The sequence below is a fragment of the Pedobacter folensis genome, assembly GCF_056490665.1.
Map to the genome: position 1 here is coordinate 1,115,948 of NZ_JBWJIF010000002.1, position 14,500 is coordinate 1,130,447.

Annotated in this window: 8 protein-coding genes; 6 read left to right on the forward strand and 2 right to left on the reverse strand. The window is 40.7% G+C overall.

Translation table 11 applies throughout. From position 1 onward, the window contains the following. The 3 genes from AC04QZ_RS13440 to AC04QZ_RS13450 all read left to right on the forward strand — a co-directional run bounded on the left by AC04QZ_RS13440 (window position 1) and on the right by AC04QZ_RS13450 (window position 6,593). Window positions 1–1,740: a RagB/SusD family nutrient uptake outer membrane protein gene (locus tag AC04QZ_RS13440; protein WP_478358160.1), complete on the forward strand. Its 1,740-nt coding sequence runs from the start codon at window positions 1–3 to the stop codon at window positions 1,738–1,740. Window positions 1,741–1,859: 119 nt separating this feature from the next. Further along, entirely contained in the window at window positions 1,860–4,676 is a 2,817-nt protein-coding gene (locus tag AC04QZ_RS13445) for an NPCBM/NEW2 domain-containing protein (protein ID WP_478358161.1), read from the forward strand. 54 nt (window positions 4,677–4,730) lie between these two features. Next, on the forward strand, window positions 4,731–6,593 hold the full coding sequence (locus AC04QZ_RS13450) for a glycoside hydrolase family 36 protein (protein WP_478358162.1): 1,863 nt from the start codon (window positions 4,731–4,733) through the stop codon (window positions 6,591–6,593). A 77-nt stretch (window positions 6,594–6,670) separates the two neighbouring features. Here AC04QZ_RS13450 and AC04QZ_RS13455 read toward each other — a convergent pair whose 3' ends face one another. After that, window positions 6,671–7,411 (reverse strand): ankyrin repeat domain-containing protein, encoded by a 741-nt coding sequence (locus tag AC04QZ_RS13455; protein ID WP_478358163.1) that lies wholly within the window; start codon window positions 7,409–7,411, stop codon window positions 6,671–6,673. Window positions 7,412–7,494: 83 nt separating this feature from the next. Then, the gene (locus AC04QZ_RS13460) at window positions 7,495–11,454 is read right to left on the reverse strand and encodes a metallophosphoesterase (RefSeq protein WP_478358164.1); all 3,960 of its coding nucleotides are present in this window, start codon (window positions 11,452–11,454) and stop codon (window positions 7,495–7,497) included. A gap of 234 nt (window positions 11,455–11,688) precedes the next feature. Here AC04QZ_RS13460 and AC04QZ_RS13465 point away from each other — a divergent pair, with 234 nt between their 5' ends. The 3 genes from AC04QZ_RS13465 (at window position 11,689) to AC04QZ_RS13475 (ending at window position 14,499) form a co-directional block, all read left to right on the forward strand. Next, window positions 11,689–13,503 (forward strand): cytochrome c peroxidase, encoded by a 1,815-nt coding sequence (locus AC04QZ_RS13465; RefSeq protein WP_478358165.1) that lies wholly within the window; start codon window positions 11,689–11,691, stop codon window positions 13,501–13,503. 198 nt (window positions 13,504–13,701) lie between these two features. Next, on the forward strand, window positions 13,702–14,025 hold the full coding sequence (locus tag AC04QZ_RS13470; protein ID WP_086549015.1) for an ArsR/SmtB family transcription factor: 324 nt from the start codon (window positions 13,702–13,704) through the stop codon (window positions 14,023–14,025). A gap of 6 nt (window positions 14,026–14,031) precedes the next feature. Continuing rightward, window positions 14,032–14,499 carry an SRPBCC domain-containing protein gene (locus tag AC04QZ_RS13475; RefSeq protein WP_478358166.1) on the forward strand — a complete coding sequence of 156 codons (468 nt, stop codon included), beginning with the start codon at window positions 14,032–14,034 and terminating at the stop codon, window positions 14,497–14,499. Window position 14,500 lies beyond the last annotated feature (1 nt).

Below are 14,500 nucleotides of genomic sequence, written 5' to 3' on the forward strand. Positions count from 1 at the left end.
ATGAATAGAGTATCAATATATAAAATAAATAGGCTAGCGCTTATTACAGGCTTTTTGATGGTGCTTGTTGCTTTGCAAAGCTGTAAGAAGGTATTGGATAAACGCGACTTAGGGGCTATACCTGAAGATTTGGTTTGGACTGATGTTACCCTCACCACACAATTTTTAAACAACATTTATTTTAGCACATTACCGGGCTGGCCCGATCCGCTAAATCATAATTCAGATGAGGCTGGCGGCGGCGGCGGTGTAATGTATGGACAGCTAACCATTAACTCTGTTGATTTTTGGACTACTTATAAGGCTTACGATATTATTAGAAGCATTAACCTGCTTTTGCAGAAATTGCCAACCACGCCCTATCAGCAAAATGATAAAAATAAATTAAGAGGCCAGGCATTGTTTTTAAGGGCCTGGGTGTATTTCCAAATGGTAAGCCGTTATGGTGGGGTGCCTTTGGTGCTCACTCCTCAGTCGTTAGAAGAGGATTTAAATGTAAAAAGAAATAAAACATCAGAATGTATAGCTCAAATTACAAAAGATTTAGATGAAGCCAGTACGTTATTGCCTGTTTCATGGGCTACTGACGATGAAGGCAGGATCACAAAAGGTGCGGCTTTGGCTTTTAAAGGACGTGTATTGTTACATTATGCTTCAGAACAATTTACCCCAGTGCAACAGCAAACCAGATGGCAAACCGCCTTTGATGCCAATAAAGCCGCTATGGATGTTTTGACCCAGCAAGGTGCAGCATTAATGCCTAGTTTTGCCGGTCTGTGGTTTATTGAGGGTAATGGAAATAAGGAAGCCATACTGGTTACCCGTTTCAATAATCCTGGTCGTTTTCAAACCCGCGATGCCTCAGTAAGGCCTTTGGAGGAGTCGCAGAACTTTACAGGTGGTGATCAACCAACACTGCAATTGGTCAATGCATTTCCGATGAAAAACGGTTTGCCGATAACCGATCCTAATTCTGGATACGATCCTAAAGCCTACTGGGTAAACAGAGATCCGCGTTTTGCAACAACGGTAGTGCATAATGGCGATATTTGGGAATTATCTGGTAAGGCTGGCCGAACCCAGTGGACGTTTAAAGGTGCCGAAGCACAAGGTGGAACCGGTACCAGCTTTTATAGTAGAAAAGGAATTTTTGAAGCCTATAAACCTTTTGAGGCTTCTACAAGTGGTACAGATTGGATTGAAATAAGATTTGCCGAGGTAATGCTCAACTATGCTGAAACAGCAAACGAAATTGGTAACATTCAAATTGGTTACGATATGCTTACTGCAATCAGAAAGCGTGCCGGTATAGATGCTGCTGCCAATAATCTGTATGGCTTAAAAGCAGGGATGACCCAGACCGAAATGCGTAAGGCCATTTTAGATGAACGCCTGTTAGAATTTGCCTTTGAAGGTAAAAGAGAGCAGGACCTTAGACGGCGCAGGTTATATGCATCGTTACTGAATGGGAAAAAACGCACCGGTTACGATGCTACCTTGATTAAATTCGATGGTAAACCCCAAGATTTTTTCACAGCCTATGCCACTGGAACGATTAATCTAAAAACAAACTATTTCGATTATTTTAAGGAAACAGAGCTTCCAATAGATTTAACCAACACCATCAACTTTAAAGATGAGTACTATTTCTATGCCATTCCGCAAAGCCATTTGCAAAAAAATCCTAACCTGCAGCAAACCAAGGGCTGGGATGGAGGTACTTTTGATCCCTTACAATAAATTAGCTGAATAGCGAATAATATTAAAATGCCTTACGATGCGTACACATCGTAAGGTTGCTAAAATATTTAAAATTAAAATAGATCATATTTATGCTATTTTAATATAACCAAATGATAATGAGTAAAATAAGATATAAAATAGTATTGCTTTTTTTAATGGTTTGCCCTTTTGTAAAAGGTTATGCCCAGAAATATGCTTTAGCCAAAATGAATACCGGTTTAATTAAGCAAGAGGTGTTTTCGCCAATGGTAAATCAATCTATGCTGGGCAAAGCCATGGTTATTGCCGGTAAAAAATACAATGAGGGGATTAGTGTGCAGGCACCCTCTTCCGGCTTTCTTGATGTGGGTAAAAAAGGCTTGAAATTTATAGCCGATGTTGGTGTGGATGATCGCGCTAACCGCAACCTGAATGCACCTAATATCGAATCGATTGCCCGTACCGATGGCATCAAGGTTTTTTATCAATCAGCTAACATTATCGGTAAAAAAGTATTGATCGGCATTGGTACTTCACTGCAGGAAATTGCACCAGGTAGTGTTGTTTTTACCCTTATTGGCGATGGAAAGAAAATATGGTCCAGCGGAGTAATGAAACAGGGAGATCAAGCCAAACACATTGATGTTGATATTTCAGGGATAGCGATCTTAAATTTTACCGTTAGCGATGCCGGCGATGGCATTAGTGGAGATGTAGCCAATTGGGTAAATGCTTACGTTACCACAAGCCCGGGTTTTGTGCCCCAATTGGTTAACGAAAATTATAATGCAAAAAATAATCTCAACGTTTTAACTAAGCCCCTGGCATCAGCATTGCAAAAATTACCAAACTATGTAGCCGAAGTAGCTAAAACAGATTGGTTGATCCAAAAACCTGCTGAAAAGGCGAAAATACAGCGGATAGGTCATAACGAAATTATAATCAGTAATGGCCTGGCAAGCCGCACCATTACCATCTCGCCAAATGCCGCTACAACAAGTTTAAAAAACCTGGTAACAGGAGAGGAGTTTATTCGTGCTGTACAGCCAGAAGCCGTGGTTACGATAGATGGAGAAACTTACGAAATAGGCGGTCTTGCAGGCCAAGTAAACCGTGGTTATTTACTCCACGACTGGTTAAAGGATATGTACAGCCCGGCTGGGTCTTTTCAATTAAGCGATATCACTATACAGGCCATACAACCCTTGCTGCAATGGAAAGCCAAAAGATGGCTGCCTGTTACGCAGTGGGAAGCAACCGGTAAAGAATTGATACTTTCTTTCACACATCCTGATAAAAAAGGGGTAGTGGTAAAAGTGCACCATAAAATTTACGACAATCTTCCTTTGGTAACTAAAACCATATCTGTTACCAATAACAGTGGTAAAGAAATTAAGGTAAATCATTTTGTGGGTGAAATCATTGCTTATCCCGAAAAAGAAAATTTTGTATCGGTACCGAGTCCTGGCGCCGGTTGGAGCAAACCCAATTTTTATATAGAAAACGATTACGCTTTTGGAGGTATGATCTATGATGAAAGCGATCAGTCGATTAGCTGGGAGCGCGACAGTGCCTATACCTCACAGGTGAATTACTTATTACAAACCCCCTGTGTTGTTAAAAGCATCCCCAAAAATGGCCCTTCTCAGGTTTTGCAAAACGGTCAGCGCTGGCAGGGATTTAACACTTATACCCTGCTGATGGATGGCACGGATCGGGAGCGCAATACCCTAAGCCGCCGCAAAATGTATCGTGCGCTGGCACCCTGGGTTACCGAAAACCCCATCTTCATGCACCTCACTTCTACCAAACCGGAAGTGGTTAAAGATGCTGTAGATCAATGTGTAGCCACGGGGTATGAAATGATCATTCTTAGTTTTGGCAGCGGCTTAAATATGGAAAATGTATCAAAAGAAAACCTCGATAAATATAAAATGCTTGCAGATTATGCGCACAGCAAAGGCATCGAAATAGGCGGTTACTCATTGTTTTCAAGTCGTAGCATCGATCCGCAGAATGATGTCATTAATTTAAAAACAGGTAAACCCGGCGGCACTACTTTTAACAATGCGCCCTGTCTCGGTAGCCAGTGGGGAATCAGCTATCTGAAAAAAATTCAGCAATTTTTTGAATATACAGGTTTTGATTTACTGGAGCATGATGGACCTTATCCCGGTGATTTTTGTGCTTCAAAAGACCACCCGGGCCACAAAGACTATTTCGATTCGCAATGGAACCAGTGGAAACAATCAACAGGTCTTTATCAGTGGATGCTGGCGAAGGATATTTACCTGAATACGCCCGATTTTTATATGCTTAACGGCGCTAATAAAACCGGCATCGGTTATAGGGAAGTAAACTGGTCGCTGCCCAGGGCAGAGCAAATTATCTTGGGGCGCCAAAATTTATATGATGGTACCTGGGTACGCACCCCCTCTATGGGCTGGACCTTTGTGCCACTTACCGAATATCAGGGTGGTGGTGCAGCAGCTACGCTCGAGCCCCTTTCCGAACATCTTAAAGAATATGCTGCCCACATGCAGCAAAACTATGGCAGCGGTGTGCAGGCTTGTTACCGTGGCAACCGCCTATACGATACCGAAGCCACCAAAAACCTGGTGAAAGAAAATATTAGCCACTATAAAAAATACAGGGATATTTTAAATGCAGATATCATTCATTTGCGCAGGCCAACGGGTCGCGACTGGGATGGAATATTACATGCAGATCCTTTGGCAAAAAAGGAAAAAGGTTTTGCTATATTGTACAATCCGCTTGATATACCGATTACAACAGCGATTAAACTCCCGCTTTATTATACAGGGATAAGTAACAGCGCAAACATCAGTATAGAAGGCAGACTAGCGAAACCTGTAGCGGTTGATAAAGATGGTATGGCACTAATTGAAGTTACAATACCTGCAAATGGGAACACCTGGATGGTAGTGGAATAAGAAATTGATTAAAAAAACAGTTCTAAGTTTAAATTAAAACTTAATTATTATTAGATGAAAAAATATTTAGCAAGCCTCATCCTTTTCACCGCTTTTGGAGTATTTAGTCTGTCTTGTAGTGTTGATAACAACGAATTTATACAACATTTAAAAGATGCACCGGCCAAAGTTATCCTAACTGATGGTACAGTGGCTGATGCACTCGTGGTAAATCGGAAATGGAGTGGCGATTTATGTGCACTTTCCGTTAAAAATACATCAGACAAACCGTTACAGGTAAAAGAAGTAATCGTATTCGATCTTCAGCATCAACTGGCCGATACCACCAAAATATATGGCGAAGGTTTTCAGAAATTACAACAGATAGGCGGTACACTGGGAAAACCCGAAGATTGGGGGACCTATAATGACAGAAGCCACTATAAAATCCCTGAACCTGAAAATTTACGTACAGCTTATGGTATGTTAACCCTGCAATTACCTGAAAATAGCAGAGTCTTACTGGCTACCACATCTTGTAACAGGTTTATATCCAGATTTTCTTTCGATGCCAAACGCCTTCGTATTTCGCTCGATTGCGAAAACCTGTTGTTACAACCCGGCGAAACCTGGAACCTGGAAGAGTTTTTGGCTACCACCAGTAAGGACAGGGAGAAAAACTATGACCGTTTAACAGAAGCTATTTCTAAACACCATCCACGGTTAAAACACGATCCTGTGCCAATGGGCTGGTGTTCCTGGTACTGCTTCGGACCAGCAGTTACAGCCAAAAATGTATCAGATAATACCAACTGGATTGCCAAAAATCTGCCACAGTTAAAATACATACAGATTGATGATGGCTATCAGCCTTTGATGGGCGATTGGCTGGAAAAAGGAAAAGCTTTTGGTGGTGATGTTGCTCAGGTACTGCATGATATTAAAAATAAAGGTCTGGAACCAGCCATCTGGGTAGCACCATTTGTGGCCAGTCCGCAATCTGAATTGTTCAAAAAACACCCCGATTGGTTTGTTAAGGACGAAGCTGGCAAATCCTTACGTTCTGATAAAATTGGTTTTGGCGGCTGGCGTTTAGGACCATGGTATGTATTGGATGGTACACACCCGGAAGTTCAGCAATATTTTACCGAACTTTTTAAAACCATGCGCGAAAAATGGGGCGTTACCTATTTTAAACTCGATGCCAACTATTGGGGTGCTATTCATGGTGGCGTACATTATGATAAAAAGGCAACCAGAATTGAGGCTTATCGCAGGGGCATGGAAGCTATACTTAAGGGCGCTGGTAATGCCTTTATATTGGGCTGTAACCACCCGATATGGGGTTCGTTGGGTTTAATTCATGGATCAAGAAGTTCTATGGATACCTGGCGCGATTGGAAATCGTTTAGGAATATTGGAAGAGAAAACCTGCTTAGAGGCTGGCAGAACGGAAGGTTATGGTGGAACGATCCTGATTGTATTCTCTTAACGGACAATAGTGCCGAAGATGTAATGGATCAAGGCGGTAATGCTTCCGTAACCAAGAAAGTTGTATTGCCCGAAAATGAATTTCTATATCACGCAACAACCGTGTATGCCTCAGGCGGTATGTTGTTAAGTGGCGATGATCTGACTACGATTAAGCCAGAAAGACTGGCAATACTTAAAAAAATGATTCCTCCAACAGGAAAATCAGCCAGATTTGAAAACGAAAAATTTGAAGTAGGTACGATTAATTTTAAAGATCGTATTGAATACGCGGTGTTTAATGCAAGTGATGCCCCGGTTAGTCGTAAAATTAAACTACCTGCTGGAAAATACACTTTAAGCAATAAATGGACAGGCAAAGCCATTGGTACTTTTGAAAAAGAGTATGTAATTAATGATTTGCCACCACATAGTGCACAATTAATTGTAGCGAAAAAAAATAACTAAGTATTGCATCTATTTACCGCAAAAGGAAATTTATCCTGTATATTTCCTTTTGCGGTTTTTTTATAAAAGTTTAACGGTTAGCCCAAATACTTATTGGGAATATTTTGTGGAGTATAATTTATTCCGTATCGCTTTTCCATCAATTGAGTAATTACTTTTGCAATTACCATTTGGTTTCGGTGCATTTGGGGTAATAGCCCCATCATTGCATAACTGATTGGATTTACGGATGGAATAAGCGTCTCCCAATCATAACCTTCACCCCAAATCAAACCCGCAACGGTCATTTCCAGATTTGCAGATTGTTCGAGCAGGTGATTTCGCATATCGGCAGATTGATCACCATTTTGGTTAACCGTATGGAAGATTGGACTTTGTCCGCCAAATCCTTCAGGGTTGGTTCCGGCCGGTACATTAACATCCAGGCCATGTTTTACCAGTACTTTGGCACAGGCAACATGATTAAATTCTGCGCAGATATGCAATAACGTTACTTCAAAAAAGGGCGTGTATGCGCATCGCAATGTATACCGGTTATTCAGTGCATCGGGATTGCTTTTTAGTTGAGCATCCAAAATTTCTGCATCATCCAGCAGCACCGACAATAGTATGGGATCGTCAAATTCCAAACCATAATTAACAAAGGTTTTTACGCAGTTGCTAAACCTGGGGCTGCGGGTGTATTCGCTAGTTAATTCGTAAATCAATGGTTCTCCTTTGAAAAGGCTATTGGGATTTACGCCCTTTTTAAAACATGCTTCTATACCTGCTACCGAATGAAGCTCTATTTGTATAGCGAGTTCTTGAAGCATGTCCATAAACACTGATTGATAATTACCCCATACAAGATACGTTATTTGCTGGTTTTTTCCGATTGACAGCTATAATCGTACATGTTTTGCTATTGTCCGGTATAAACAATTTTTTTGCTGAGCTTGTTTCTGTCAGTGGTTACACTGATTATATTTACGCCTAACTCTAAATTTGCTGGGATAACTACAGTATTGTAACCTTTTTCCAGTTCTTTAGAAACTGTTCCCAACCGACGGCCAGTTAAACCAACTACATCTATTTTGGTTTTGGTGTTGTTGGCTACAAAAATGCTTAGGGTTGTTTCTTGTTTCGATACCTGTTTAATATTAAAGTTGAGGCTGTTTTCTGCATTGCTGGCGATGGCTAAATTCGAATTTTGCTTTTTGCCATCAACCTCTTGTTTTATAACCTGATAATAATTATTGCCAGCCAAAGGTGCTAAATCGACAAAGCTGTAATTCAGGTTAACATCCGAATTTCCTTTCGCATTTACTTTTCCAATAACCTGAAATTTCTTTTGCTCATCGGCCCTTAGTACATCAAAATGGGAGGTATTTTGCTCGCTGGTGGTATTCCACGAAAGTTTTACCGAATTACTTAACATTTTTGTACTCAACTTGCCAAGGGCTTGTGGTGATGTATTGGCTACCACCGTAATGTTATAGGTATCGGTGAGGTAGGTGGTACCGCCAATATTGTCGGTTACCGTATAAGTATGTTGCCCTACGGTTGGGTTTACAATTAACGATTTTGTTGTTTCGCCGGTATTCCATTTGTAATTACCTATCCATGATGCGGTTAGTGTTGCCGGCTGACCTTGCTCAATAGTGATGTTTGTTGTTTTGTTTACATCTTTCATGATGGTAAACTGATCTGCAACGGTATTGTTGGCCATGATAAATTTAGCATCAAGCCTGTTTCCTTCAACCTCAAACTCGAAACTGCCTCCAACGGTATTGTTCGAATACTGCATAAAAGAAAGTGGATAACCATTGGCCTGACCTCCAACCTTGCCTGAAGAGCCAGATACGACATAAACGGTACCATGTTGATTTTTGGCCGATGTGGTAATATAAGGGCCAGAATTAGTTGTGCCATCATATCTGCCAGAAGAGGTGCTTACCGCATGGTTGGTTGCAGAGTAAGTGCTGGACAATCCATAATTGTTTTTCAATAGCAATGATCTTTCATATACATGGCTATGGCCATTAATAACCAGGTCTACGCCTTTGTTTTCCAGTATTTGAATTAGATTTTGTCTAATCGCAACTAAATCACTCTCTGTATCAGAATTATGGCTGCCTTTGGTATAAGGCGGGTGGTGAAAAAAGGCGATGGTCCACTTTTTCTGGTTGGCCGCCAGGTCGCTGGTTAACCATGCAGCCTGCGTACTTCCGGCATCGTAAAAACGTTTGTTGTCCTCTTGTCCATAGGCATCGAGTGCCACAAAGTGAATATCGCCATAATCAAAGGAATAATATTCTTTCTTGCCTGAGGCTACTCCACCCAATTCTCCGTTTTTCGGCATGGTAAAATTGCTCAGGTAAGGAATGTTATGGTCGTCCTGTCTGCTACCGCTGTTGGCATAATCGTGATTGCCTGGCGATGGATACAGGTATACATTCTTTAACAGATCATCTTTATAGATATCAAAAAAACCGGTCTGGTATTCCGCATCCTGGCCACTTTCATAAGCATTATCGCCTAACAGCAACCACACGTCTGTCGGATTGCTGCCCAAATAGTTCAACAATGCATTTTTTGTATTCTTTTGGTTGGTCGAATTATTTCCGCAATCTCCAAAAGCGGCAACCCTGATTTTTCTGGTTGTATTGGCCAATGGCGCTGTACGCAGGTAATTATTAGCCCCGGTTTCTAAAACCGTAGTTCCGGTGCCCACACTATAAAAATATTTGGTATCGGCAGTGAGGTTGGTAATACTAATTTCGTGCTCTTTGGTTAACGTAGCATTGCTGGCACTACTGGTTAAGCTATTTTGTGCAGTACCATATGCAACCTTTGTGTCGGTAGCGATGTTTGTTCTCCACCTTAAAGTGGCACTATTCTGCCCACCCATTTGTAAATACGGTCCCCGTGTTATAGCGGGCGCCGGTGGTAGGGTAGAACCCTTAAGTTCCATGTCGAAAAAAATATCGCTGCTACTGATGCTTTGCTGATGAATTTCAACCGCAATTGTATTTAACCCATCTTTTAACAAAACAGGATCAATCAGAAACTCGTTAATAGTGGTATTATTTCCTAAAGCAGAAGCCAGTGTAGTATAAGAAACCGTGCCAGTGGGTAAATTGCCCCGGTATACTTCTGTTCCATTAACATAAACAATTGCTCCATCATCCTTTTTAATTCTTCCGGTAATTTGCAGGTATTGCGAAGGATTGTGAATAGAAAATGTTTTTCTAAAATAGGTTGTTGCATACTTACTGGATGAATTACCGCCAAAACCAACTGTTGTTAATACGCCACTACTGGCATAACCTAAAGGTGCCGGGCCTCCAGGCCAGGCCAGATCATTGTAATTTACAGAGGTCCACAGGTTCGATTGGTTAGAGCCATTATCGAGGTATTTCCATGATGTACCAAAAGGGAAAAAGGTAAGCGGTTCTGTTTGTTGCGAGACAACGCCAAAATTATAAGTTTTCGAATCTATAATGGCATCTGTTGGTTTGCTGCCCGAAGTAGCCAGAAAAACACCTTTTGGCATCTCCAGGTTAATCGCCGCATTAAATGGAAAATCTGCCGGATTAATGGTTACAACACTGCCCGAAATACTAACAGCCGTCGAATTTACATCGATGGTTTGCAATACAATTCCACCATTTTTAAGGATAATATTACCTGTTCCTTTAACCACATTCTGATCAAAGGTTAAGGATATATTGCTGCTGGTTGCAACATTTGTTAGATCATCAGCCGGAGAAGAAGCAATTAACAATGGCGGTATCCCGCTAGGTTTATACTCACCTTTTATCTCCATGTCAAAAAAGATATCGCTGCTACTAGCACTTTGCTGGTGAACCTCTACTGCAATGTAGTTATCGCCGGTAACAAAGGCTGAAGCCGGAATGGTAAAGGATTGCGGGCTTGCGCCATCGTCTCCAAGACTAGCCAGGGTGGTGTAATTAACTGTTCCTGCTGCGATATTATTTCTATATACTTCAGTGCCATTTACGTACACAATGGCGCCGTCGTCTCTTTTTATGCTGGCATTAAATTTAGCATAGTTGTTAATGTCTGATACATTTATTTTCTTGCGGAAATAGGTAGTGATGTATTTTGCGCTTGAAGTGCCTCCATAACTTACGGTTGTGGTTAAGTTACTTGCCGAGTAACCAAAAGCTGCCGTGTTGGTGGTCCAGCTGGTATCGTCAAAACTGTTACTTCTCCAGGCAGCCGCCTGATCGGTACCATTATCCAGGTATTTCCATGCAGAACCATAAGGTAAAATATTGCTTTCAGGAATGTTTTTAAGTTCGAGGTCAAAATAAATATCGCTGCTGCTCACACTTTGCTGATGGATCTCAACCGCTATATAATTGTCGCCATTATTCAGAAGGCTTTTAGGTACTTTAAATGTGAGCAGATCCGTATATTCTAAATATACCGGAGCAAGTGTAGTATAGGTAACGGTGCCGGTACCCACGTTATTTCTATATACTTCAGTACCATTAACATAAACAACCACGCCGTCATCGCGTTTAACCGTGCCAACAATGTTGTTATAAAGCGAAACATTGGCAATATTTATTTTCTTGCGGAAATAAGTGGTAACAGGTTTATTGCTGGCGTTGGAGCCATAACTCACCGTAGTGGTAACGGGTTTATTGGTTGGATAGCCTAACGGCGCACTACCACTACTCCAGGTTTCGGTATAGGCACTGCGCCAGGCCGTGCCCTGATCAGTTCCATTGTCTAAATAATTCCAGTTAGCACCAAATGGGATGAAAGTGGTAATTTGTGCCTGCAATTTTGCGCTAAAGATTAACGACAATATTGCCAATACCAGGTAACTAAAGTAGATTTTTTTCATAGAGCGGAAACAGCTGTTTGTTTAATGACATTACAAACCTACTAAGCCCTAAGGGAATTAGGTAAGTTTTGATCATTTTAATTATGTTTAGTTTTTGTTAGGATTAGGTGAAGAATAAAATTACATCAGTATTTGTCTAATAATAAACCGCATATTAACTTTTTTGTATTGATTATTAACTGTTTTTAGTATTTATAAACTTATAAAATTAAATTTATAACCTTTATATGAGTAATGAAAATTAGAATACTCCTGGTTGTGGCGGCTTTTGTAAGCCTGTGTAATATCTATGCCGTAAAAAAGGATGATGTGCGCACGGCGCATGCTCAAACCGAATATTTTTTTAAAGCGGGTTTAAAGGATGTTATTCAATCGTTAGACGATTTAACGTTGGCCGTAAAAACAGGGGATGCTAAAAGTATTCAAAACTCATTCAGAAATAGCAGGCTTCAGTTTAAAAAAATTGAGTTTTTAACCGAGTATTATTATCCTTATCTGGCCAGGCAGATTAATGGACCGGCTTTACCTTTTAGCGATGGCGAAAATTCTTTAAAAACCCTGGATCCCGAAGGTTATCAGGTGATTGAGGAAATGATATTTCCAGATTTCAAGCCTGAAGAAGCGGTAGCACTCATTAAGAATATTGAGTTGTTGAAAGAGAATTTCCTGAAAATTCTTAATCAGCAATATCCATTAGGCTTTCAGGATCAATATATTTTCGAAGCCATGCGTTATGAAATTTACCGCATCATTGCACAAGGTATAAGTGGTTTTGATTCACCGGTTGCCTATCATTCTTTGCCAGAGGCCGGCGCAGTTTTAAGTGGTTTGTCAGCATGTGTATCGTTTTTTGATAGCAACAAGCCCGAAAACCAGGCAAAAAATAATTTACTTTCAAAACTTCAGCTATCCAGGGATTATTTAAAGCAGAATGATAATTTCAATAAATTCGACAGGCTGTTATTTATTAAAAACTTCGCCAACCCATTATCAGGTTCTTTTTTGGCATTTCAAAAACAATTGGGCATTGTATTACAACAAAGATCTGAGCGCATTAATACCAACGCAGCTTCGCTGTTTGCCATGGATAGTTTCGATCCCGCTATTTTCGGACTGAATGTAGCATCCGCGCCTTCGCCTAAAAAAATAGAACTCGGCAAAAAACTCTTTTTTGATCCAATCCTTTCAGGAAATAACCGGGTTTCCTGTGCTTCATGTCATAACCCCGCCATGGCTTTTACAGATGCTTTGCCTAAAAGTATTGCGTTTGATCAGAAATCAACTACGGCCCGTAATGCCCCAACGTTGCTTAATGCGGCTTTCCAACCCAAACAATTTTACGACTCGAGAGCGGTGTTTTTAGAAGAGCAGGTTTTTGATGTAGTGCATAATGCCACCGAAATGGGGGGCTCTTTGGATAAAGCTGTGCTGTTATTGAATAAGGACAGCGAATATGCCAGATTGTTCAATAACGCTTACCCTGATGCTAAATCTATTTTGGTCGATAATATAACCAATGCCCTGGCTTCTTATATCCGCTCTTTGGTGAGCTTAAATAGCAGGTTCGACCAATATATGAAAGGCAATGAAAAGGCGCTTTCTGAATCAGAAAAGGCGGGATTTAACATTTATATGGGTAAGGCAAAATGTGGCACCTGCCATTACGTACCTTTATTTAATGGCGTAGCGCCACCTTATTTTGCTGAATCAGAATCTGAAGTACTCGGTGTTCCGGATCGTGCAGATAAAAAGACAGCTAAACTGGATGCTGATCTGGGCAAATACAACCGGTATAAAATTGATATCCTGAAACACTCCTTTAAAACACCAAGCCTTAGGAATATTGCAGTAACAGCACCTTACATGCATAATGGTGTTTTTAAAACCTTAGAAGAGGTTGTCGATTTTTATAATGATGGCGGTGGTGCAGGCTGGAAAATAGGTCCGGATAACCAAACGCTGGGAACTGACCCATTGGGATTAAGCAAATCTGAAAAAACAAAACTTATTGCTTTTCTGAAAACGTTAACCGATACCCGGTCAAGGTAAACTAGGTATTCGGGCCTTTGGTGGTTTTTTGCACACACTTTTGTTCATAAACCTAGTAGTAGCGGTTCCGATTTATCGGAATTAGCGGATAACGTGGACTGCTTCAAAAATACTACCAATGCTGATTTCAAAAAAAAATGCTAAAAAATTTGCGTAGTCAAATAGCTACATTTATATTTGTAGTCAAATAGCTACATAATGAATTTAAGAAGAGATGTATTTCAGGCCATTGCCGATCCTACCAGAAGGGCCATATTGTTGCTGGTGGCTTCGCAATCGATGACCGCTGGCGCAATAGCTACTAATTTCGACACGGCAAGGCCAACTGTTTCAAAACACCTGCAAATTCTTACCGAGTGCGAGTTGTTAGAACAAAAACAAAATGGAAGGGAAATTCATTACCACACCAACGCGAAAAAAATGAAAGAAATTGCCGATTTTATTGAGCCATTCCGCAAAATGTGGGATGACAGATTTAATAAACTGGAAGATATCATGAAAAACTACAAACCAGGCAAATAGCATAACATGGAGCAGAAAACAAAAATTGATGCCGAAAGTGGCAAACAGGAAATGATCATGACAAGAGAATTCGAGTTACCTGTAGCCTTGCTTTTTAAGGCTTACGTTGAGCCCGAAATTATCACACAATGGATGGGAACCAAAGTATTGAAGCTTGAAAATAAAAAGTATGGCAGTTACGAGTTCGAAACATCTGATGCCAAGGGAAACCTGGCATTTGTGGCCACTGGTGTAATACATGAGTTTGTGCCTGAGGAAAAAATTACGCGCACATTCGAAATGGAGCAGACGCCTTTTGGGGTTCAGCTCGAGTTTTTAACCTTCGAAAAACTGACCGATGATCGGAGTAAACTCACCATGCACGTAATTTACAAATCAGTAGCGGTAAGGGATCAAATATTATCGCTGCCTTTTGCAAAGGGTATTAACATGGCGCATAGCCGTTTAGAAGACATTGTAAAACAAATAAAATAAT